The organism is Salmonella sp. SAL4457 (genome assembly GCF_046548235.1).
Classification (GTDB): Bacteria; Pseudomonadota; Gammaproteobacteria; order Enterobacterales; family Enterobacteriaceae; genus Salmonella; species Salmonella enterica.
Map to the genome: position 1 here is coordinate 273,499 of NZ_JBGDZO010000005.1, position 21,069 is coordinate 294,567.

At 52.8% G+C, this 21,069-nt stretch carries 21 protein-coding genes and 1 pseudogene; 15 read left to right on the forward strand and 7 right to left on the reverse strand.

Features of this window, described 5'->3' with window-relative positions; genetic code table 11:
• The 8 genes from livF to ugpQ all read left to right on the forward strand — a co-directional run bounded on the left by livF (position 1) and on the right by ugpQ (position 6,651).
• Positions 1-714, forward strand: coding sequence for a high-affinity branched-chain amino acid ABC transporter ATP-binding protein LivF (livF, locus tag ACLJNW_RS17430; RefSeq protein ID WP_000416114.1), 714 nt, complete (start codon positions 1-3; stop codon positions 712-714).
• Between the two features lie 131 nt (positions 715-845).
• Complete coding sequence (locus tag ACLJNW_RS17435; RefSeq protein WP_001535398.1) at positions 846-1,067, forward strand: type II toxin-antitoxin system Phd/YefM family antitoxin; 222 nt, start codon at positions 846-848, stop codon at positions 1,065-1,067.
• Positions 1,064-1,432 carry a type II toxin-antitoxin system death-on-curing family toxin gene (locus tag ACLJNW_RS17440; RefSeq protein WP_000174966.1) on the forward strand — a complete coding sequence of 123 codons (369 nt, stop codon included), beginning with the start codon at positions 1,064-1,066 and terminating at the stop codon, positions 1,430-1,432. The genes ACLJNW_RS17435 and ACLJNW_RS17440 overlap by 4 nt, the downstream gene beginning before the upstream one ends.
• 258 nt (positions 1,433-1,690) lie before the next feature.
• A complete protein-coding gene (gene ugpB / locus ACLJNW_RS17445; RefSeq protein WP_000624747.1) occupies positions 1,691-3,007 on the forward strand; it encodes a sn-glycerol-3-phosphate ABC transporter substrate-binding protein UgpB in 1,317 nt (438 codons plus the stop codon).
• 104 nt (positions 3,008-3,111) lie between these two features.
• Entirely contained in the window at positions 3,112-3,999 is an 888-nt protein-coding gene (gene ugpA, locus ACLJNW_RS17450; RefSeq protein ID WP_000099303.1) for a sn-glycerol-3-phosphate ABC transporter permease UgpA, read from the forward strand.
• Positions 3,996-4,841 (forward strand): sn-glycerol-3-phosphate ABC transporter permease UgpE, encoded by an 846-nt coding sequence (gene ugpE, locus ACLJNW_RS17455; RefSeq protein ID WP_000572196.1) that lies wholly within the window; start codon positions 3,996-3,998, stop codon positions 4,839-4,841. The genes ugpA and ugpE overlap by 4 nt, the downstream gene beginning before the upstream one ends.
• A gap of 2 nt (positions 4,842-4,843) precedes the next feature.
• Entirely contained in the window at positions 4,844-5,914 is a 1,071-nt protein-coding gene (locus ACLJNW_RS17460; RefSeq protein WP_023204127.1) for a sn-glycerol-3-phosphate import ATP-binding protein UgpC, read from the forward strand.
• Entirely contained in the window at positions 5,911-6,651 is a 741-nt protein-coding gene (ugpQ, locus tag ACLJNW_RS17465) for a glycerophosphodiester phosphodiesterase (RefSeq protein ID WP_000073548.1), read from the forward strand. Before ACLJNW_RS17460 ends, ugpQ begins: the two co-directional genes overlap by 4 nt.
• 12 nt (positions 6,652-6,663) lie before the next feature.
• On the opposite strand, the gene ACLJNW_RS17470 is transcribed toward ugpQ, so the two are convergent.
• On the reverse strand, positions 6,664-7,080 hold the full coding sequence (locus ACLJNW_RS17470) for a DUF2756 family protein (protein WP_000826041.1): 417 nt from the start codon (positions 7,078-7,080) through the stop codon (positions 6,664-6,666).
• 125 nt (positions 7,081-7,205) lie between these two features.
• On the opposite strand from ACLJNW_RS17470, the gene ggt reads away from it, so the two are divergent.
• The gene (gene ggt, locus ACLJNW_RS17475) at positions 7,206-8,948 is read left to right on the forward strand and encodes a gamma-glutamyltransferase (RefSeq protein ID WP_023204126.1); all 1,743 of its coding nucleotides are present in this window, start codon (positions 7,206-7,208) and stop codon (positions 8,946-8,948) included.
• Positions 8,949-8,992: 44 nt separating this feature from the next.
• Here ggt and ACLJNW_RS17480 read toward each other — a convergent pair whose 3' ends face one another.
• From ACLJNW_RS17480 to yhhY, 5 genes are all read right to left on the reverse strand, one after another.
• Positions 8,993-10,027, reverse strand: coding sequence for a phosphotriesterase (locus tag ACLJNW_RS17480; protein WP_000675710.1), 1,035 nt, complete (start codon positions 10,025-10,027; stop codon positions 8,993-8,995).
• Positions 10,024-10,995, reverse strand: coding sequence for a DMT family transporter (locus tag ACLJNW_RS17485; protein ID WP_001038949.1), 972 nt, complete (start codon positions 10,993-10,995; stop codon positions 10,024-10,026). The genes ACLJNW_RS17480 and ACLJNW_RS17485 overlap by 4 nt, the downstream gene beginning before the upstream one ends.
• Before the next feature lie 53 nt (positions 10,996-11,048).
• Positions 11,049-11,810 (reverse strand): glutamine amidotransferase, encoded by a 762-nt coding sequence (locus ACLJNW_RS17490; RefSeq protein WP_001066509.1) that lies wholly within the window; start codon positions 11,808-11,810, stop codon positions 11,049-11,051.
• A gap of 15 nt (positions 11,811-11,825) precedes the next feature.
• Complete coding sequence (locus ACLJNW_RS17495) at positions 11,826-13,040, reverse strand: PfkB family carbohydrate kinase (protein WP_000667440.1); 1,215 nt, start codon at positions 13,038-13,040, stop codon at positions 11,826-11,828.
• A gap of 264 nt (positions 13,041-13,304) precedes the next feature.
• The gene (gene yhhY / locus ACLJNW_RS17500; protein WP_001290278.1) at positions 13,305-13,793 is read right to left on the reverse strand and encodes an N-acetyltransferase; all 489 of its coding nucleotides are present in this window, start codon (positions 13,791-13,793) and stop codon (positions 13,305-13,307) included.
• Positions 13,794-14,260: 467 nt separating this feature from the next.
• Here yhhY and ACLJNW_RS17505 point away from each other — a divergent pair, with 467 nt between their 5' ends.
• From ACLJNW_RS17505 to gntU, 5 genes are all read left to right on the forward strand, one after another.
• Complete coding sequence (locus ACLJNW_RS17505; protein WP_000172384.1) at positions 14,261-15,298, forward strand: oxidoreductase; 1,038 nt, start codon at positions 14,261-14,263, stop codon at positions 15,296-15,298.
• A 123-nt stretch (positions 15,299-15,421) separates the two neighbouring features.
• The gene (locus ACLJNW_RS17510; RefSeq protein ID WP_000639789.1) at positions 15,422-16,117 is read left to right on the forward strand and encodes a pirin family protein; all 696 of its coding nucleotides are present in this window, start codon (positions 15,422-15,424) and stop codon (positions 16,115-16,117) included.
• A 369-nt stretch (positions 16,118-16,486) separates the two neighbouring features.
• Complete coding sequence (gene gntR / locus ACLJNW_RS17515) at positions 16,487-17,482, forward strand: gluconate operon transcriptional repressor GntR (protein ID WP_000730239.1); 996 nt, start codon at positions 16,487-16,489, stop codon at positions 17,480-17,482.
• Between the two features lie 138 nt (positions 17,483-17,620).
• A complete protein-coding gene (gntK, locus tag ACLJNW_RS17520) occupies positions 17,621-18,154 on the forward strand; it encodes a gluconokinase (protein WP_000108342.1) in 534 nt (177 codons plus the stop codon).
• Complete coding sequence (gene gntU, locus ACLJNW_RS17525; protein WP_023204124.1) at positions 18,151-19,491, forward strand: gluconate transporter; 1,341 nt, start codon at positions 18,151-18,153, stop codon at positions 19,489-19,491. The genes gntK and gntU overlap by 4 nt, the downstream gene beginning before the upstream one ends.
• On the opposite strand, the pseudogene ACLJNW_RS17530 reads toward gntU, so the two are convergent.
• Positions 19,414-19,787: pseudogene (locus ACLJNW_RS17530) on the reverse strand (MarC family protein); the annotation flags it as partial. The gene gntU and the pseudogene ACLJNW_RS17530 overlap by 78 nt on opposite strands.
• Positions 19,788-19,913: 126 nt before the next feature.
• Between ACLJNW_RS17530 and asd the strand changes: the two are divergent.
• A complete protein-coding gene (gene asd, locus ACLJNW_RS17535) occupies positions 19,914-21,020 on the forward strand; it encodes an aspartate-semialdehyde dehydrogenase (RefSeq protein ID WP_000799940.1) in 1,107 nt (368 codons plus the stop codon).
• Positions 21,021-21,069 lie beyond the last annotated feature (49 nt).

Below are 21,069 nucleotides of genomic sequence, written 5' to 3' on the forward strand. Positions count from 1 at the left end.
ATGGAAAAAACGATGTTAACGTTTGAAAAAGTCAGCGCCCACTACGGCAAGATTCAGGCGCTGCACGACGTCAGTCTGCACATCAACCAGGGGGAAATCGTTACCCTGATTGGCGCTAACGGCGCGGGGAAAACGACGCTGCTTGGCACCTTGTGCGGCGATCCGCGCGCCTCCAGCGGACGGGTGGTGTTTGACGGTAAAGACATCACCGACTGGCAGACGGCGAAAATCATGCGTGAAGCGGTGGCGATAGTGCCGGAAGGGCGGCGCGTCTTCTCGCGGATGACGGTAGAAGAGAACCTGGCGATGGGCGGTTTTTTTGCCGAGCGCGATCGGTTTCAGGAGCGTATCAAGTGGGTGTACGAGCTGTTTCCGCGCCTGCATGAGCGCCGTATCCAGCGAGCGGGCACCATGTCCGGCGGCGAACAGCAGATGCTGGCGATTGGCCGCGCGCTGATGAGCCAGCCGAGGCTATTGCTGCTGGATGAACCGTCGCTGGGGCTGGCGCCGATCATCATCCAGCAGATCTTCGACACCATTGAGCAGTTGCGCGAGCAGGGTATGACTATCTTCCTTGTCGAGCAGAACGCCAACCAGGCGCTGAAGCTCGCCGACCGCGGTTATGTGCTGGAAAACGGCCACGTAGTGCTATCCGATACCGGTGATGCGCTGCTGGCGAACGAAGCGGTGCGCAGCGCCTATCTGGGCGGTTAGACTGTGCCAGGGGGAAGCGCGTGCGCCGCCCCCCGGTAACGGCAAGCGGTAAAATTTTTCAAAAGAGCCTGATGGCTCTTTTTTTGTACATGTTTGTTGTACAATAAACATGTACAACTGGGGAGGTGTTTATGCGTACGGTTAACTATAGCGAAGCGCGGCAAAATCTGGCCGAAGTCCTGGAAAGCGCGGTAACGGCGGGCCCTGTCACCATCACGCGTCGTGGGCATAAGTCCGCAGTGATCATCAGCGCCGAGGAGTTTGAGCGTTATCAGACGGCGCGAATGGATGATGAGTTTGCTGCCATTATGGCGGTTCATGGCAATGAGCTCAGGAAGCTGGCGGATAAATGACCCTACAACTTATCTCAGCGGAAGAGATAATTCAGTTTCACGACAGGCTTCTCCGCGTTACGCCTGGTGTAACAGGCATGCCTGATCCTGGCCGCGCGGAAGCGCTAATGTATCGGGTACTCAATCAAATCGAATATGAAGGGGTGACCGACGTGTGGCTGCTGGCGGCAATGCATTTGCTCACTATATCCCGTGGGTATATCTTCAATGATGGTAACAAACGCACCGCCTTATTTATTACGCTGCTGTTTTTAAAGCGTAACGGGATCTCACTCGCTGCGAATCCGGATTTTGTCGATATGACAGTCGATGCGGCGGCAGGGCGGCTTACGCTGGAACAAATTGCCGTTCGCTTACGTGCCTGAGACGTTAATCCCGGCGACGCTCCGCCTGGTTGGGTTACGGCATGTGCGCCGCCCCCGAGAATAATGTCGTACCTATCCGTGCCGTAGCTCCCACTTTTCTTTTCCGGCGCTTTCACTGCCTTGCCATCTCTCTGTCGCCTTACTATCTTTTTTTTGTAATAAAAAAGTTATTTTTCTGTCATTCGAGCATGTCATGTTACCCCCGCGAACATAAAACGCGTGATATCGCGCATCCCGGCACAAAAAGAGAGATAACCGATGATATCGTTACGACATACAGCTTTAGGACTGGCGCTGAGTCTGGCATTTACGGGTCAGGCGTTGGCCGTCACCACTATTCCATTCTGGCATTCAATGGAAGGGGAGTTAGGCAAAGAAGTTGATTCACTGGCGCAACGTTTCAACCAGGCCAATCCGGATTACAAAATCGTTCCGGTCTATAAGGGGAACTATGAACAGAACCTGAGCGCCGGGATCGCGGCATTCCGTACCGGCAACGCGCCGGCAATATTGCAGGTTTATGAGGTTGGGACAGCGACCATGATGGCCTCGAAAGCCATTAAGCCGGTTTATGAAGTGTTTAAAGACGCCGGTATTAACTTTGACGAGTCCCAGTTTGTACCAACCGTTGCAGGCTACTACACCGATGCTAAAAGCGGGCATCTGCTCTCCCAGCCCTTTAACAGCTCCACGCCGGTACTGTACTACAACAAAGACGCCTTTAAGAAAGCCGGTTTAGATCCGGAACAGCCGCCGAAAACCTGGCAGGAGCTGGCTGACTATACCGCGAAACTGAGAGCGGCAGGCATGAAATGCGGTTACGCCAGCGGCTGGCAAGGTTGGATCCAACTGGAAAACTTCAGCGCCTGGAACGGTCTCCCCTTCGCCAGTAAAAACAATGGTTTTGACGGTACAGATGCGGTGCTGGAGTTTAATAAGCCAGAGCAGGTGAAACATATCGCGCTGCTGGAAGAGATGAATAAAAAAGGCGATTTTAGCTATGTTGGGCGTAAGGACGAGTCTACCGAGAAGTTTTATAACGGTGACTGCGCGATGACAACCGCGTCCTCCGGTTCGCTCGCCAATATCCGCCAGTATGCCAAATTTAACTATGGCGTGGGTATGATGCCGTACGACGCTGATATCAAGGGCGCGCCGCAAAACGCCATTATCGGCGGAGCCAGTCTATGGGTCATGCAGGGTAAAGATAAAGAAACCTATACCGGCGTCGCCAAATTCCTCGACTTCCTGGCAAAACCGGAAAACGCTGCTGAATGGCATCAAAAAACCGGCTACCTGCCGATTACCACCGCCGCCTACGAGCTGACCCGCGAGCAGGGTTATTACGATAAAAACCCCGGTGCGGATATCGCCACTCGCCAGATGTTGAATAAGCCGCCGTTACCCTTCACCAAAGGCTTGCGTCTGGGCAATATGCCGCAGATTCGTACCATCGTGGACGAAGAGCTGGAAAGCGTCTGGACCGGGAAGAAAACCCCACAACAGGCGTTGGATACCGCGGTGGATCGCGGGAATCAGTTACTGCGTCGTTTTGAGAAAGCGAGCAAATCTTAAGTGTATAAGTGCCTGATGGCGCTGCGCTTATCAGGCCTACAGCGTTTGTAGGCTGGATAAGGTGCTTGCACCGCCATCCGGCACCTTCCAGGAAAAGAATCTTCATGTCATCATCCCGTCCGGTGTTCCGCTCGCGCTGGCTGCCGTATTTACTGGTTGCTCCGCAGTTGGTTATCACCGTTATTTTCTTTATCTGGCCTGCGGGCGAAGCGCTGTGGTATTCGCTGCAAAGCGTCGATCCGTTTGGTTTTTCCAGCCAATTTGTCGGGCTGGAGAATTTCGTCGCGCTTTTTCACGACAGTTATTATCTCGACGCCTTCTGGACGACGATTAAATTCAGCGCGTTGGTCACGTTTAGCGGCCTGCTGGTCTCATTGTTTTTCGCCGCCCTGGTGGATTACGTGGTGCGCGGCAGCCGTTTTTATCAGACGCTGATGCTGCTGCCCTATGCCGTCGCGCCCGCCGTCGCCGCCGTATTGTGGATTTTCCTGTTTAACCCGGGGCGGGGATTAATCACCCATTTCCTCGGCGAATTCGGCTATGACTGGAACCACGCGCAAAACAGCGGTCAGGCGATGTTCCTGGTGGTATTTGCGTCAGTATGGAAGCAGATTAGTTACAACTTTTTATTCTTCTTTGCCGCGCTGCAATCCATTCCCCGCTCGCTGGTGGAAGCGGCGGCCATTGACGGCGCCGGGCCGATTCGTCGTTTCTTCCGGCTTTCTTTGCCGCTTATTGCGCCGGTCAGTTTCTTCCTGCTGGTGGTCAACCTGGTGTATGCCTTTTTCGACACCTTCCCGGTGATCGACGCCGCGACCGCCGGCGGGCCGGTACAAGCCACCACGACGCTGATTTATAAGATTTATCGCGAAGGGTTTACCGGCCTGGATCTCTCGGCGTCCGCCGCGCAGTCGGTGGTGTTGATGTTCCTCGTCATCATTCTGACGGTGGTGCAGTTCCGCTATGTGGAAAGTAAGGTGCGTTACCAATGATAGAGAATCGTCGCGGGCTGACAATATTCAGCCATACCATGCTGATTCTGGGGATCGCGGTCATTTTGTTTCCGCTGTATGTCGCGTTTGTCGCGGCGACGCTGGACGACCGCGCGGTGTTTGAGACGCCGATGACGCTGCTTCCCGGCACGCAGTTACTGGAGAATATCAAAACTATTTGGGTCAACGGCGTCGGTGTTAATAGCGCGCCATTCTGGCTGATGATGCTTAACAGTTTCATTATGGCGTTCAGCATTACGGTAGGCAAAATCACGGTATCTATGCTTTCCGCATTCGCCATCGTCTGGTTTCGTTTTCCCCTGCGTAACCTGTTCTTCTGGATGATTTTTATCACCCTGATGTTGCCGGTTGAAGTGCGTATCTTCCCGACGGTGGAAGTGATCGCCAACCTGAAAATGCTCGACAGCTATGCCGGTCTGACGCTACCGCTGATGGCGTCCGCTACCGCCACTTTCCTGTTTCGTCAGTTCTTCATGACGCTTCCGGATGAACTGGTGGAGGCGGCCCGTATTGACGGCGCGTCGCCGATGCGCTTTTTCCGCGACATCGTGTTGCCGCTGTCAAAAACCAACCTGGCGGCGTTATTCGTCATCACCTTTATCTACGGCTGGAACCAGTATCTGTGGCCGCTGTTGATTATCACCGACGTGAATCTTGGCACTGCCGTAGCGGGTATCAAAGGGATGATCGCCACTGGCGAAGGTACCACGCAATGGAACCAGGTGATGGCGGCAATGCTGCTGACTCTGATTCCCCCGGTCGTAATTGTGTTAGCCATGCAACGGGCGTTTGTGCGTGGTTTAGTGGACAGTGAGAAATAAAAATGGCTGGTTTAAAACTACAGGCAGTAACCAAAAGCTGGGACGGCAAAACCCAGGTCATTCAACCGCTGACGCTGGACGTGGCGGATGGCGAATTTATCGTGATGGTCGGGCCGTCCGGCTGCGGCAAATCAACGTTGTTGCGGATGGTGGCCGGTCTGGAACGCGTGACCAGCGGCGATATCTGGATTGATCGCAAACGGGTCACCGAGATGGAGCCCAAAGATCGCGGCATCGCGATGGTATTTCAGAACTATGCTCTCTATCCCCATATGAGCGTAGAGGAGAACATGGCGTGGGGACTGAAAATTCGCGGTATGAGCAAAGCGCATATTGAAGAACGTGTGCGGGAGGCGGCGCGCATTCTGGAGCTGGACGGCCTGCTTAAACGCCGTCCACGCGAGCTTTCCGGCGGTCAACGGCAGCGCGTGGCAATGGGGCGCGCGATCGTCCGCGAGCCGGCAGTCTTTTTATTCGACGAACCGCTCTCTAACCTCGACGCCAAGCTGCGCGTGCAGATGCGTCTGGAGTTACAACATCTGCATCGTCGCCTTCGTACCACCTCGCTCTATGTTACTCACGATCAGGTAGAGGCGATGACGCTGGCCCAGCGGGTGATGGTGATGAATAAAGGCGTCGCAGAACAGATTGGCACGCCGGTAGAGGTGTATGAAAAACCGGCCAGTCGCTTCGTGGCGAGCTTTATCGGCAGCCCAGCGATGAATCTGTTGGACGGCGTTATTAGCGCTTCCGGCGACCGTTTCGAATTGCCTGGCGGTCTGGCGTTGCCGATAGGTGCGGACTATCGGGGTCATGCCGGACGTAACATGACGCTGGGTATCCGCCCGGAGCATATTGCGTTAAGCTCGCAGGCGGAAGGCGGCGTGCCGTTAACGGTAGACACGCTGGAGATTCTGGGCGCGGATAATCTGGCGCATGGGCACTGGGGCGATCAGAAACTGGTGGTGCGGTTGGCGCATCAGCAGCGCCCGGCGGCGGGCAGTACGCTATGGCTGCATCTGCCGGAACATCAGCGGCATCTTTTTGATGGCGAAACAGGACAACGTGTATGAGTAACTGGCCTTATCCCCACATTGTCGCCCATCGCGGCGGCGGTAAACTGGCGCCGGAAAACACTCTGGCGGCGATTGACGTGGGCGCGCGATACGGGCACACCATGATTGAGTTTGATGCCAAGCTGTCGAAAGACGGCGAAATTTTCCTGCTGCATGACGATAACCTGGAGCGCACCAGCAATGGTTGGGGCGTGGCGGGCGAGTTGAACTGGCAGGATTTATTGCGTGTGGACGCTGGCGGTTGGTTTAGCGGCGAATTTAAAGGCGAGCCGCTGCCGTTGCTCTCGCAGGTGGCGGAGCGCTGCCGTAAACACGGCATGATGGCGAATATTGAGATCAAACCGACAACGGGGAGCGGAAGGCTAACAGGACGTGTCGTGGCGTTGGCCGCCCGCGAACTGTGGGCCGGGATGACACCGCCGCTGCTTTCTTCCTTTGAGATAGAGGCGCTGGAAGCGGCGCAGGCGGCAGCACCTGAACTGCCGCGCGGGTTACTGCTGGATAAATGGCGTGAAGACTGGCGTGAACTGACGACCCGTCTGGGCTGTGTTTCCCTCCATCTCAACCATAAATTACTCGATGAGACGCGAGTGCAAGAGATTAAAGCCGCGGGTCTGCGGATTCTGGTGTATACCGTCAATCAGCCCCAGCGGGCGGCAGAGCTGCTGCGCTGGGGCGTGGATTGTATCTGCACCGATCGCATTGATGACATCGGCCCTCACTTTCAGTTTTAAGGGCCGTCAGTTTTAAGGGCTGATGGTTTTCAGCGGGATGTCAGGCTGCGGCGTCCCGCTGTCCTGCTGCAACATTGGCTGGGAATGGTTTAGCATCCGGTCCGGATTTCCGCTGCCGCTGAGCATTCCGCCCTGCGTATTGGGCAGCGTTTGCTGACCGAGCATACCGTTGCCCGGCTGTCCCTGCTGAACCCGCTGCGTATTGGCATTCAACTGCGACTGTAGATTTTGCTGCTGGCTGCGCGCCTGCGTTTGCATCTGTTGTTTCAACATACCCTGCTGCTGAATCTGCTGCGTTTGCATCTGCGTCTGCATACGCTGCTGGCTGGGAATCTGATAACCTGGCTGATTAGGATTATTCATAGTGTTAATTGGCTGGGCCAATACAGCAAAGGGTAACAAAGCCGTAATAAGTAGTAAGCGTTTCATTGTCGTCTCCTCCCGATGAGGCCTCTTTTTAAGTGTACCTCTATTTCGCCATGATGATGATTTTTTAAGCGTTGTAGACCAGGATTAAACGGGACATACACCCATTTATCTGGAGAAAAACAACGATGAAACCAACGTTTATGCGCTGGGTGGCGATTGCCGCTCTGCTGGCTGGGGGGACGTTTAGCGCGGTGGCCAATCCTCCCGTCGCGCCGCCAGTCTCCTATGGTGTTGAAGAAGATGTCTTTCATCCTGTACGGGCGACGCAAGGGATGGTGGCCTCGGTGGATGCAATGGCGACGCAGGTTGGCGTGGATATCTTAAAGCAGGGCGGTAATGCCGTGGATGCCGCCGTGGCCGTGGGCTATGCGCTGGCTGTCACGCATCCGCAAGCCGGGAATCTGGGCGGCGGGGGATTTATGCTGCTGCGCACTAAAGATGGCGCTACCACGGCGATCGATTTTCGTGAAATGGCGCCGGCTGCCGCGACCCGTGATATGTTCCTCGACGATCAGGGTAACGCCGATGCGAAAAAGTCGCTGACGTCGCATCTGGCATCCGGTACGCCTGGCACCGTGGCGGGGTTCTCGCTGGCGCTGGAGAAATATGGCACGATGCCGCTGAATAAAGTGGTGCGTCCGGCGATGAAGCTGGCGGAAGAGGGTTTTGTGGTTAACGATGCGCTGGCCAACGACTTAAAAACTTACGGCAGCGAAGTGATCCCCAACCATGAGAACAGCAAAGCCATTTTCTGGAAAGACGGCGAGCCGCTGAAAAAAGGCGATAAGCTGGTCCAGAAGAATCTGGCGAAAAGCCTGGAAATGATTGCCGAAAACGGCCCGGCTGCGTTTTATAAAGGGGCGATTGCCGACCAGATTGCCGGGGAAATGCAGAAGAGCGGCGGTCTGATGACCAAAGAGGATTTAGCCAGCTATAAAGCCGTTGAGCGTACGCCAATCAGCGGTGACTATCGCGGGTATCAGGTTTTCTCCATGCCGCCGCCGTCCTCGGGCGGTATTCACATCGTACAGATCCTTAATATTCTTGAAAACTTCGACATGAAGAAGTACGGCTTTGGCAGCGCCGATGCCATGCAAATCATGGCGGAAGCGGAAAAATACGCCTACGCTGACCGCTCAGAGTATCTGGGCGATCCGGACTTTGTGAAAGTGCCGTGGCAGGCGCTGACCCACAAAGCCTATGCGAAAACGCTGGCCGATCAAATTGATATCAACAAGGCCAAACCTTCCAGCCAGATAAAACCGGGCAAGCTCGCCCCGTATGAAAGCAACCAGACCACCCACTTCTCGGTGGTGGATAAAGACGGCAATGCTGTGGCGGTGACCTATACCCTGAACACCACCTTCGGCACAGGAATTGTGGCGGGAAATACCGGTATTCTGCTGAATAATCAAATGGATGATTTTTCTGCTAAACCCGGTGTACCTAATGTTTATGGCCTGGTGGGCGGCGATGCTAACGCAGTCGAACCAAAAAAACGTCCGCTGTCGTCGATGTCGCCCACTATCGTCGTTAAAGAGGGCAAAACCTGGCTGGTGACCGGCAGTCCTGGCGGGAGTCGAATCATCACTACCGTGCTGCAAATGGTAGTGAACAGCATTGATTTCGGCATGAGTGTCGCCGAAGCGACCAACGCGCCGCGCTTCCATCATCAATGGTTGCCGGACGAACTGCGGGTAGAAAAGGGCTTCAGCCCCGATACGCTAAAGTTGCTGGAACAGAAAGGGCAGAAAGTGGCGCTGAAAGAAGCGATGGGCAGCACCCAAAGTATTATGGTTGGACCGGATGGCGAACTGTATGGCGCGTCTGACCCGCGTTCCGTGGATGATTTAACGGCGGGATACTGATTTTTAATTCCAGGCCCGGTGTCAGACACCGGGCTATTTGCAGATTATGCTGTGAGTAATCGGGCTGGATTATCAATACAAAGCTTGCGCAGAGTATCGTTGTCTACTCCGCGAGCAGCCAGATAGGCGAGGAAGACATTCGGGACAAACCCCCAGCCATTTCCGCCATTTTTCGCCCACATCTGTTTGAGAAAAACATCATGGCTTAAAACGATTTGGTCGGCGTAACCCAGTGCAATCAGATTCGCTACTGCATCTGCGGTCTCCTGAACGCCCGGCGCGACACCTTCTTTTGGGAAGGTGATGTCCAGACCAATCATGTCAAATTCAAGCCATACGCCACGGTCGAGCATTTTACGTTGATAGACGACATCTTTTCCTGAAGGGTCCGAATGCGCCAGCGAGACTTTTGCCGGAGAGACGTTCATTTCTTCCAGCACGATATCCAGCACCTCATCACCCAGTCGCAGCCACCCTGGCATATGGATATTCATCGCCGTATGGGGGTTGTTACATTGTGCCAGAGACGCTGCCCGCAGGCTGTTACGCTCCGCTTGGGTAAACGCGGGAGATACGCCGATTTCACCGATCATGCCAGCGCGAATATCCGTCTCGCCAATACCCTGATTCAGTTCTTTATCAATGAGTGAGGCTAACAGCTCAACAGGTTTATGGATCCGAGTGCTTTCAAATTTCTCCAGATAAGGTCCGGATGACGCAACGATATTCAAACCCGTTTTTAAGGCAACTTCTCGTAGCGCTGAGGCGTCCCGTCCAATGGATTCTGAACCGGTGGCGTCGACAATCGTCCTGCCGCCTAAAGACATAAAGTTATTGATTTCGAAGATAACATCATCAATCTCTTTGCGGTCCATGTTATCGGCGCAGCAGTATGGGTCGTGTTTCAGCCCCCACTGCAGGTCAGCACTGACTTTCTTTCCCACCAGTTGCTGTGAAAAAGCATAATGTGGCTCGTCTACGACCGAAGACAGATCGTTAAACAGATGTTCATGCGGTAGCGTCAGCCCCATATCCGTATGCGCCACCGGGCCTGTTACGGTTTGCAGGAAACCTTTCATTCTGACACCTCCATTCTTTGCGCCATTTTGGATGCTCTGTATTCAGGGATGGTGGTCACAATCGCACCGACTAACGCGAACAGCGTACCGATGATGGTGACCAGGTAGACCGTATTGCCTAATGAAGGGATCAATTCATCAATTAGCACTGAGCCAAGCAGTTGGCCTGCTGTTGACGCTACGCCCAGCATCAATAGCCCTAAGCCTCTCACCAGAATCGCCATTAGCCCGATGGACAGCAGACCCAGCGGACCACCGAGATACATCCACCATGTATCGGGTAACTGAATGGTGACATGGCCTAATGCGATACGTATCGCCAGCGCCGCGCCCAGGACACAAAAGCCGACGATGAAGTTCCATGTAATGGACACCAGCATGGAGCCCGTTGCCTCGGCGACTTTCGCATTCCCCGCAGGCTGCCAGCCAGCGAGTAACCCTGCCAAAAAGGGGAGGATAGCGAGCAGGATAAACGAGGTTGAGTGCCACTGTGGCGACACGACAAAAATGGTGGCGATAACGGCGAACAATGCGCCAGTAATGCGCCATGGCGTAAAATATTTCTTCTCCTCCACACCGATGCCAAAACGGTCGCACAGCAGGCCGGAAAGAAGCAGGGCAGAAATTAATGCCGTTTGAAAGGTGGCAACGCCCAGCGCGCTGGCGGATGCGCCTTCAGAAAATACGACCATCGCCCCGCATAATCCTGCAAACCAATTCCATAGCGGGATTTTTCTCTTTTTAATCAGAGTAGGGATTGAGGCGAATTGCTGGCGTGTTTCTTTGCGCGCAATAATAATAAAAAACATGACGACCAGACCGCTGGCAAACGAGATTACTGCGCAAGCATTACCGTCTTGTAACCAATGTCCTAACTGCCCATTAACGGCAGACTGCATCGGGGAAAGCATACCGGCTAAGATGGTGGCAAGCATCAGTAAGGGGGTTGAGTACTTATTCTTGTTCATACATCAATCCTTATATTTTATAAAAGGAGTAACTTTCGTTACTCCATTGTTTTTTATTTTCTGGCGATGAATTGAAGCGTGTTGACCCACAGGTCGGTATAAAATGGCCATGACATAAACTGCTGGGTTCCCCAGTGTGGGGAGCAGTCACTCATAAAGCAGGCGGTTTTACCCTGTTGGTATTCACCGAACACTAACAATGGGTCATTATTTATTGTTAATACGACATCGGCATCGTCTCTGGCGACGGCCTGGTTATATCCAAGAAATACCGGATAATCTGAGAACCCGTTAACAACAGGATGTTCAGGTGAGACAGCCTCAGCACAGATACCCTCGGGCTTTTCTACCCGGTCATCGCCATCAAGCATAATAACTGGCAGAACCTCAGCAAGAACGGTGTTCTTATAATTGGCTTTTGCCTCAATACCCATAAATGACAGATAACCGCCAATCATGAGTAGTCCACCGCCATTTTTGACGTACTCTTTAATGGACTCCAGAGCGTTTGGTTTTATTTTTAGCTGATAAAATGTCTCGTTTTGCAACAGGAAGGTATTACTACCAATGTCGCTAATAACAATCACATCGTAACGGTTTAATTCGTCAATACTCTCTGGAAAGGCAATTTGTACCGTGTGGGCAGGCATGTAATCAATATCAACGCCGCCTTTCCTCAGGCATTCCAGTAACCATGTAGCGCCTTCTTCATATTTACTGGAGGTGAAACTGTCATAACCTTTTGAATGAATCATATGAATATGCCAGGATTCTCCAATAAAGAGCACCTTTAGTTTTTTCTGCGTATTGTTCATAGTCTGCTCCTTGATTTAGTGAGTAGAGATAGTTTGTTTGTAATGTGAACCCTGAATACGATGAAGAACGGAGTCGTTTTCCGGCATATCAGAGGCATTAGGCGTTTCAACCGCAAGTGAGGCAAATGCGCTGGCGTAGCACAATGCGGATGCCAGTGACTTTCCTTTTGCAAGGCCAGATGCGAGGGCGCCATTGAAAGCGTCACCCGCTCCCGCAGTATTTTTTACAACTGCCGGAAATGCCGGAGAATAGATGAATTGTGTGCCATCATAAGCAAGCGAACCTTTGCTACCTAATGTAATAATGGTATTTTTGACGCCTTTCTGGTGAATAATTTTGGCCGCGCATTTGGCTGATTCGATATCATTAACCGCCATATTGGCCAGCAGGCCTGCTTCCGTTTCATTTGGCGTAATATAGTCAATGTTATCAATGATGGTGTTAACCATGTCATTGTATGGCGCTGGATTGATAATGACCGGTATGTCATTTTTTTGTGCGAGACGAATTGTTTGCTGCAGCGCTTCGTAATTCGTCTCCAGTTGGACAAGAACAATATCTGAATGAACAATGGCTTCTTTCTGAATGGTGATTTCATCAGGGGAAATTGTCATGTTGGCGCCAGGGTAGATAGCGATGACGTTATCTCCGGTATCTCCATTCACCATGATGGTTGCTGTACCTGTTTGTGTTTCTTTGGTCTGGTAGATAACACTTTTATGGATTTTTGATGAGTTTATAAAATTAATGGCGTAATCGCTAAAATGGTCTGAGCCGACTTTAGTAATAAAATGCACATCAGAATCGGCATAGCTTGCTGCTAATGCCTGATTACATCCCTTACCGCCGGGTGAAAAAATAAATTTATCGGCCAGCAATGATTCTCCCGTTGAGGGTAATCTCGGTAGATAACTGATGATATCAACATTGAACGAGCCAATAACACATACATTATTTTTCATGGCAGAGAGACCTTTTTTTATTTTCTGCGCTGATTCATATTTTTCCAGCACATAAGCAATTTCATTTTTTGCGACGTTATCAAGAGAATCAAGGGTAATAAATGCACCACCATGACAGCGAGTAAGATATCCCTGTCCGGCAAGTTCATTGAGATCTGAACGAATAGTTTCCTTTGTTACCTTGAGACTTTTCGCCAGATTTGAAACTTTTACAACTCCCGAAATACTGAGTTCCTTCAATATTCTATGATGGCGTTCAAATTTCATTTTTTACCTCACCGTGGTTAAATTAGTCCCGGGAGGAGTATATTGTTGTGATTGTCACCATAAAGTGATGGCAGAAACCAAAAAAAAACAAAAATGTAATATTAATATTGCTAAAATTACGAAAAAAACGGTGATAAAGCTTAAAGCGGCAATAACCATGAAATTCAGATGGTTATTGTTTTGATATAGGGGAAGTAGGTTGCAATAACTGGAATGTTGTGAAGGTTTGTGACGTTTCGCCCCACAGGGTGGGGCGGGGAAGCGCTATTTCACGCGCGCCATAAAGTACGCATCAACGTACTCACCGTTGCGCAGGCCGTATTTCTTACCGGTGCCTTCGATTTCAAAGCCGTACTTCTTATACACCGCCACGGCGGGCTCGTTATCAACAAACACCGTTAACTCAATACGGTCAACGCGCAGCCAGTTATCGCACATGTCGATCATGGTGCGGATCAGCGCGCTGGCAATGCCACGATTGTGCCACCGGGCATCCACGCAGATACCAAAATCGGCCACGTGGCTGCGGCGAGGGCGTTGGGTGACCTGAATAGAAAGATGGCCAACGACAATATCGTCAATGCAGGCAACCAGTTGTTTAACCCCGGCTTGCTCGGTTAGCCGCGCCTGCCACATTTCGAGGGAAGGATGAGGAACCTGTAGCGTGTTGTGGTACACCTCCGGCTGGGCGTGGATCTGACGAATGGCGTCGTAATCTTTCGGTTCAGCGTGGCGTATCACTATTTCACTCATTCCTTATCTCCTGCAGGGTTAATTGTGTATTTACACTCGCTGAGAAAGAAAATTCCGTCAACCGCATTTTTTTTGCAAAAAGAAGTAGACAACTGCGAATGAGAATGATTATTATTGCCTTGCATTCAGGGGAACCCCTACGGAGAACCTGAAAGCACGACATTGCTCACATTGCTTCCAGTATTATTTTGGCCAGCTTTTGCTGGCTTTTTTTTTGGTTTTGTTTCAGCCTGGCTTACTTGTCATTTTGTCCCCGGGAAGTGTTCGTGCTCCTCACGTACATTTAGTACGCTCCGGGCCCTGCGCGCTTGCCGTGAACAAACTGACCGCGACGCCGACGCCCGATCTTGAGGCATCTGCTTTTGTAGGCCCGAAAAGGCAACGCCGCATCCGGCAAAGAATCCAACATTCAGTCTCCTCACGCTTTGCGCTATGGTGTAGACAATCATCTTCAAAAGGATCGTCTCATGACCTTACACTGCGCATTTATTGGATTTGGCAAAAGTACCACCCGTTACCATCTCCCCTATGTTCTGAATCGGAAAGATACCTGGCATGTCGCGCATATTTTCCGTCGTCACGCTAAACCGGAAGAGCAGGCGCCGCACTATTCACATATTCACTTCACCAGCGATCTGGATGAGGTGTTGGGCGATCCGCAGGTAAAGCTGGTGATCGTCTGTACCCATGCTGACAGCCATTTCGAATACGCTAAACGCGCGCTGGAAGCGGGTAAAAATGTGCTGGTTGAGAAACCTTTCACGCCGACGCTGGCGGAGGCAAAAGTGTTGTTCGACCTGGCGCGAAGCAAAGGACTGACCGTTACGCCGTATCAGAATCGGCGTTTTGATTCCTGTTTTCTCACGGCTAAAAAAGCGATTGAGAGCGGGAAACTGGGCAAGATTGTCGAAATTGAAAGCCATTTCGATTATTACCGCCCGGTAGCAGAAACCAAACCGGGCCTGCCGCAGGACGGCGCTTTCTACGGACTTGGCGTCCACACCATGGATCAAATTATTTCGCTATTTGGCCGCCCGGATCATGTCGCGTATGACATTCGTAGCCTGCGTAATAAAGCGAATCCGGATGACACCTTTGAAGCGCAACTGTTTTATGGCGATTTGAAGGCTATCGTTAAAACCAGCCATCTGGTGAAAATCGACTATCCGAAGTTTATTGTTCACGGCACCAAAGGTTCGTTTGTGAAATACGGTATCGATCAACAAGAAACCAGCCTGAAAGCGAACATTATGCCTGGCGAGCCGGGTTTTGCCGCTGACGAATCCGTCGGTGTGCTGGAGTATGTCAATGACGACGGCGTTACGGTGAAAGAAGAGGTGAAACCGGAAACGGGTGACTATGGTCGCGTCTATGATGCGCTGTACCAGACGTTGACCGTCGGTACGCCTAATTACGTCAAGGAATCTGAAGTTCTTACCAACCTGGAAATCCTCGAACGTGCTTTCGAACAGGCAACGCCTGCGACGATAACCCTCGCTAAATAGCCCTTACAGACTCCTCTGCGCTTATTCATATTTTTTGAACAGAGGAGTCAATTTTCACCCTCTATGATCCCGGACGGAATGAGTCCACACTTATTCCATCGAAAACATCTGGGGGTGAACACAATGATCTACTTACGCAAAGCAAACGACCGCGGTCATGCGAATCATGGCTGGCTTGACTCCTGGCATACCTTTTCTTTTGCCGATTATTACGATCCGAACTTTATGGGGTTCTCGGCGCTGCGTGTGATTAACGACGATGTGATCGACGCAGGCCAGGGTTTCGGCACGCATCCGCATAAAGACATGGAAATTTTGACCTATGTACTGGAAGGCGCTGTAGAACACCAGGACAGTATGGGCAATAAAGAACAGGTTCCGGCAGGTGAATTCCAGATTATGAGCGCCGGGACCGGCGTTCGCCACTCCGAGTACAACCCGAGCAAAACGGATCGTCTGCGGCTGTACCAGATCTGGATCATTCCGCAAGAAACCGGCATCACGCCGCGCTACGAACAGCGTCGCTTCGACGCCGCGCAGGGCAAGCAACTGGTGCTTTCGCCAGATGCTCGCGATGGTTCGCTGAAGGTCCACCAGGATATGGAGCTGTACCGCTGGGCGCTGCTCAAAGATGAGCAGTCGGTGCATCAGATTGCCGCTGAGCGCCGCGTCTGGATCCAGGTGGTAAAAGGTAACGTGACCATTAACGGTACTAAAGCCACCACCAGCGACGGCCTGGCGATTTGGGATGAGCAGGCAATCTCGATTCATGCCGACAGCGACAGCGAAGTGTTGTTGTTTGACTTGCCGCCAGTCTAAAAATACACGTCATCCTTCAAGCTGCATCTGTGTTGGCTTTATTACTCGGCCCATCCATAGGCCTCGCCCCTTCGGGGCCGCTGCGAGCAGCGTTCAAATCTGCTCCCGGCAGATTTGTCGCTCACCCCGGTCGCGTACTTAATGTACGCTCCCGGGGATTTACTGAGGGACATCCTTGTCCCTCACCAGAGGCAACCTTCGGTTGTTCAAATTCGTTCCTGACGAATTTGTCACTGCCTCGCCGCCTTGATGCAACTCGAATGATTTTGTGTATTTCTCACAATAAAAAACTCCTTTTTTTCTCTGCGAAGGTTCACGCACGTCCGTGGTAAACTGGGCAAATCTATCCCTTTTATACCTTTCAGGACGATGAAAAAGAAAAGACCCGTACTTCAGGATGTAGCCGACCGCGTGGGCGTGACCAAAATGACGGTCAGCCGTTTTTTGCGTAATCCGGAGCAGGTCTCCGTCGCGCTGCGGGGTAAAATTGCGGCTGCGCTTGATGAGCTCGGGTACATTCCTAATCGCGCGCCTGACATTCTTTCCAACGCCACCAGCCGCGCCATTGGCGTTCTGCTGCCGTCTTTAACCAACCAGGTCTTTGCGGAAGTGTTACGCGGCATTGAGGCCGTCACCGATGCCCACGGGTATCAGACCATGCTGGCGCACTACGGCTATAAACCGGAGATGGAGCAGGAGCGCCTGGAATCGATGCTCTCCTGGAATATCGACGGCCTGATCCTCACTGAGCGTACCCATACGCCGCGCACCTTAAAAATGATCGAAGTCGCCGGGATTCCGGTGGTGGAACTGATGGACAGCCAGTCGCCGTGTCTCGATATTGCCGTTGGTTTTGACAACTTCGAGGCCGCCCGTCAGATGACCGCCGCGATTATCGCGCGCGGTCATCGTCATATCGCCTATCTGGGGGCGCGCCTCGACGAACGTACTATCATCAAGCAGAAGGGCTATGAACAGGCGATGCGGGACGCCGGTCTGGTTCCTTACAGTGTGATGATGGAGCAATCTTCATCCTACTCTTCCGGTATCGAACTCATGCGCCAGGCGCGACGTGAATACCCACAGCTTGACGGTATTTTTTGCACCAACGATGACCTGGCGGTGGGGGCGGCCTTCGAATGCCAGCGCCTGGGGCTAAAAATCCCGGACGACATGGCGATCGCCGGGTTCCACGGTCATGACATCGGCCAGGTGATGGAACCGCGTCTGGCAAGCGTCCTGACGCCGCGCGAGCGAATGGGCAGCATTGGCGCGGAGCGTCTGTTGGCCCGCATTCGCGGCGAAACGGTCACGCCGAAAATGTTAGATTTAGGTTTCACCTTGTCACCGGGCGGATCTATTTAGTCTGACAACTTTGAAGTAGCTCACACTTATTCACTTTTGGCACGAATGGTCATTGCGTCGTGAATGGTGCGGTTGGACAATGTTACCGATAACAGTTACCCGTAACAAATTTTGCAACTTGTAGAGTGGGGGCCCGCTTTGAGCACGACTAATCATGATCACCACGTTTACGTTCTGATGGGCGTATCAGGCAGCGGTAAATCCGCTGTCGCAAGCGCCGTGGCGCATCAGCTTCATGCCGCGTTTCTGGACGGCGATTTTCTGCATCCGCGCTGCAATATTGAAAAAATGGCTTCCGGCGAGCCGTTGAATGATGATGACCGCAAACCGTGGTTACAGGCGCTGAACGACGCCGCTTTCGCGATGCAGCGTACCAATAAAATCTCGCTGATCGTCTGCTCCGCACTGAAAAAACACTATCGCGACCTGCTGCGCGAGGGAAACCCGAACCTCTCCTTTATCTACCTGAAAGGTGATTTCGACGTCATTGAAAGCCGTCTGAAAGCGCGCAAAGGTCATTTCTTCAAAACCCAAATGCTGGTGACGCAGTTTGAAACGCTGCAAGAGCCGGGTGCCGACGAACGCGATGTTCTGGTGGTGGATATCGACCAGCCGCTGGAAGGCGTCGTGGCGAGCACCATTGAGGTCATCAATAAAGGCAGTACGCTGTGAGTACATTAACACTGGTTTTAACCGCCGTCGGTTCCGTCTTACTGCTGCTGTTTTTGGTGATGAAGGCGCGTATGCACGCCTTCGTCGCGTTAATGGTCGTCTCGATGGGCGCGGGGCTTTTTTCAGGGATGCCGCTTGATAAAATCGCCGCGACCATGGAAAAAGGGATGGGCGGCACGCTGGGATTCCTGGCGATTGTGGTCGCGCTGGGGGCGATGTTCGGCAAGATTCTGCATGAAACCGGCGCGGTCGATCAGATAGCCGTCAAGATGCTTAAATCCTTTGGCCATAACCGCGCGCACTATGCGATTGGCCTGGCCGGGCTGATTTGTGCGCTTCCGCTGTTCTTTGAAGTGGCGATTGTGCTGCTGATAAGTGTGGCATTCTCTATGGCGCGTCATACCGGCACAAACCTGGTGAAGCTGGTCATTCCGCTGTTTGCGGGCGTGGCGGCAGCCGCGGCGTTTTTGTTGCCTGGGCCTGCGCCGATGCTGCTGGCTTCTCAGATGCATGCTGATTTCGGCTGGATGATCCTGATTGGGCTGTGCGCCGCCATTCCTGGCATGATTATCGCCGGGCCGCTGTGGGGGAATTTTATCAGCCGCTACGTTGAGCTGCGTATTCCTGACGACATTACCGAGCCGCATCTGGGTGAAGGTAAAATGCCTTCTTTCGGCTTCAGCCTGTCGCTGATCCTGCTGCCGTTGGTGCTGGTAGGGCTGAAAACGATCGCCGCGCGTTTTGTGCCGGAAGGTTCCACCGCTTACGAATGGTTTGAGTTTATCGGTCACCCCTTCACTGCGATTCTGGTCGCTTGTCTGGTAGCGATTTACGGCCTGGCGATGCGCCAGGGGATGCCGAAAGACAAAGTGATGGAAATCTGCGGCCACGCGCTGCAACCGGCGGGCATTATCCTGCTGGTGATTGGCGCAGGCGGGGTGTTCAAACAGGTACTGGTTGACTCCGGCGTCGGCCCGGCGCTGGGCGAAGCGTTAACCGGTATGGGACTGCCGATTGCCATTACCTGCTTTGTGCTGGCGGCGGCGGTGCGCATCATTCAGGGTTCCGCGACTGTGGCGTGTTTAACCGCGGTTGGTCTGGTGATGCCGGTCATTGAGCAACTGAATTTCTCCGGCGCGCAGATGGCGGCGCTCTCTATCTGTATCGCCGGCGGTTCAATTGTGGTTTCTCATGTTAACGACGCCGGCTTCTGGCTGTTCGGTAAATTTACCGGCGCGACCGAAGCGCAGACGCTGAAGACCTGGACGATGATGGAAACTATCCTCGGCATGGTCGGCGCGATTGTCGGGATGATTGCTTTCCAACTGCTGAGCTGAGTCTTGTTGCTCGGTGGCGCTGTGCTTACCGGGCCTGGAAACGGGCACATATCGACACCGTAAGCCGGGTAAGGCGTAATCGCTACCCGGTTTTTTATTGAGGTGTGCATGGCAATCGCCCAACGACATTTTGCCTCGCCATGTTTCAGTACGCGCATAAAAGCAGGAAAATTTCTACGCTGATCCATAATTAGGATCAATAAAACAGCGACGGAAATGATTCCCTTCCTAACGCAAATTCCCTGATAATCGCCACTGGACTTTCTGCTTGCGCGGTAAGGCAGGATAAGTCGCATTACTGATGGCTTCGCTATCATTGATTAATTTCACTTGCGACTTTGGCTGCTTTTTGTATGGTGAAGGATGCGCCACAGGATACTGGCGCGCATACACAGCACATCTCTTTGCAGGAAAAAAACGCTATGAAAAATGTTGGTTTTATCGGCTGGCGCGGAATGGTCGGCTCTGTTCTCATGCAACGCATGGTAGAGGAGCGCGATTTCGACGCTATTCGCCCTGTTTTCTTTTCTACCTCCCAGTTTGGACAGGCGGCGCCCACCTTCGGCGACACCTCCACCGGCACGCTACAGGACGCTTTTGATCTGGATGCGCTAAAAGCGCTCGATATCATCGTGACCTGCCAGGGCGGCGATTATACCAACGAAATTTATCCAAAGCTGCGCGAAAGCGGATGGCAGGGTTACTGGATTGATGCGGCTTCTACGCTGCGCATGAAAGATGATGCCATTATTATTCTCGACCCGGTCAACCAGGACGTGATTACCGACGGCCTGAACAATGGCGTGAAGACCTTTGTGGGCGGTAACTGTACCGTTAGCCTGATGTTGATGTCGCTGGGCGGTCTCTTTGCCCATAATCTCGTTGACTGGGTATCCGTCGCGACCTATCAGGCCGCCTCCGGCGGCGGCGCGCGCCATATGCGCGAGCTGTTAACCCAGATGGGTCAGTTGTATGGCCATGTCGCCGATGAACTGGCGACGCCGTCTTCCGCAATTCTTGATATTGAACGCAAAGTTACGGCATTGACCCGCAGCGGCGAGCTGCCGGTTGATAACTTTGGCGTACCGCTGGCGGGAAGCCTGATCCCCTGGATCGACAAACAGCTCGATAACGGCCAGAGCCGCGAAGAGTGGAAAGGCCAGGCGGAAACCAACAAGATTCTCAATACTGCCTCTGTGATTCCGGTTGATGGTTTGTGTGTGCGCGTCGGCGCGCTGCGCTGTCACAGCCAGGCGTTCACCATCAAGCTGAAAAAAGAGGTATCCATTCCGACGGTGGAAGAACTGCTGGCGGCACATAATCCGTGGGCGAAAGTGGTGCCGAACGATCGTGATATCACTATGCGCGAATTAACCCCGGCGGCGGTGACCGGCACGTTGACTACGCCGGTTGGTCGTCTGCGTAAGCTGAACATGGGGCCAGAGTTCTTGTCGGCGTTTACCGTAGGCGACCAGTTGTTATGGGGCGCCGCCGAGCCGCTGCGTCGAATGCTGCGCCAGTTGGCGTAGTGGCTATTGCAGCGCTTATCGGGCCTGCGTGTGGTTCTGTAGGCCGGAT

What these genes read in the sequence shown, in the direction of transcription:
- ACLJNW_RS17480 (WP_000675710.1), bottom strand. Translation starts at nt 10,027, where the DNA reads ATGAAAGGTTTCCTGCAAACCGTAACAGGCCCGGTGGCGCATACGGAT.
- ACLJNW_RS17440 (WP_000174966.1), top strand. Translation starts at nt 1,064, where the DNA reads ATGACCCTACAACTTATCTCAGCGGAAGAGATAATTCAGTTTCACGAC.
- gntR (WP_000730239.1), top strand. Translation starts at nt 16,487, where the DNA reads ATGAAAAAGAAAAGACCCGTACTTCAGGATGTAGCCGACCGCGTGGGC.
- ACLJNW_RS17435 (WP_001535398.1), top strand. Translation starts at nt 846, where the DNA reads ATGCGTACGGTTAACTATAGCGAAGCGCGGCAAAATCTGGCCGAAGTC.
- asd (WP_000799940.1), top strand. Translation starts at nt 19,914, where the DNA reads ATGAAAAATGTTGGTTTTATCGGCTGGCGCGGAATGGTCGGCTCTGTT.
- ggt (WP_023204126.1), top strand. Translation starts at nt 7,206, where the DNA reads ATGAAACCAACGTTTATGCGCTGGGTGGCGATTGCCGCTCTGCTGGCT.
- ACLJNW_RS17485 (WP_001038949.1), bottom strand. Translation starts at nt 10,995, where the DNA reads ATGAACAAGAATAAGTACTCAACCCCCTTACTGATGCTTGCCACCATC.
- ugpQ (WP_000073548.1), top strand. Translation starts at nt 5,911, where the DNA reads ATGAGTAACTGGCCTTATCCCCACATTGTCGCCCATCGCGGCGGCGGT.
- ugpA (WP_000099303.1), top strand. Translation starts at nt 3,112, where the DNA reads ATGTCATCATCCCGTCCGGTGTTCCGCTCGCGCTGGCTGCCGTATTTA.
- livF (WP_000416114.1), top strand. Translation starts at nt 1, where the DNA reads ATGGAAAAAACGATGTTAACGTTTGAAAAAGTCAGCGCCCACTACGGC.
- ugpB (WP_000624747.1), top strand. Translation starts at nt 1,691, where the DNA reads ATGATATCGTTACGACATACAGCTTTAGGACTGGCGCTGAGTCTGGCA.
- ugpE (WP_000572196.1), top strand. Translation starts at nt 3,996, where the DNA reads ATGATAGAGAATCGTCGCGGGCTGACAATATTCAGCCATACCATGCTG.
- ACLJNW_RS17460 (WP_023204127.1), top strand. Translation starts at nt 4,844, where the DNA reads ATGGCTGGTTTAAAACTACAGGCAGTAACCAAAAGCTGGGACGGCAAA.
- ACLJNW_RS17495 (WP_000667440.1), bottom strand. Translation starts at nt 13,040, where the DNA reads ATGAAATTTGAACGCCATCATAGAATATTGAAGGAACTCAGTATTTCG.
- yhhY (WP_001290278.1), bottom strand. Translation starts at nt 13,793, where the DNA reads ATGAGTGAAATAGTGATACGCCACGCTGAACCGAAAGATTACGACGCC.
- ACLJNW_RS17490 (WP_001066509.1), bottom strand. Translation starts at nt 11,810, where the DNA reads ATGAACAATACGCAGAAAAAACTAAAGGTGCTCTTTATTGGAGAATCC.
- ACLJNW_RS17470 (WP_000826041.1), bottom strand. Translation starts at nt 7,080, where the DNA reads ATGAAACGCTTACTACTTATTACGGCTTTGTTACCCTTTGCTGTATTG.
- ACLJNW_RS17505 (WP_000172384.1), top strand. Translation starts at nt 14,261, where the DNA reads ATGACCTTACACTGCGCATTTATTGGATTTGGCAAAAGTACCACCCGT.
- ACLJNW_RS17510 (WP_000639789.1), top strand. Translation starts at nt 15,422, where the DNA reads ATGATCTACTTACGCAAAGCAAACGACCGCGGTCATGCGAATCATGGC.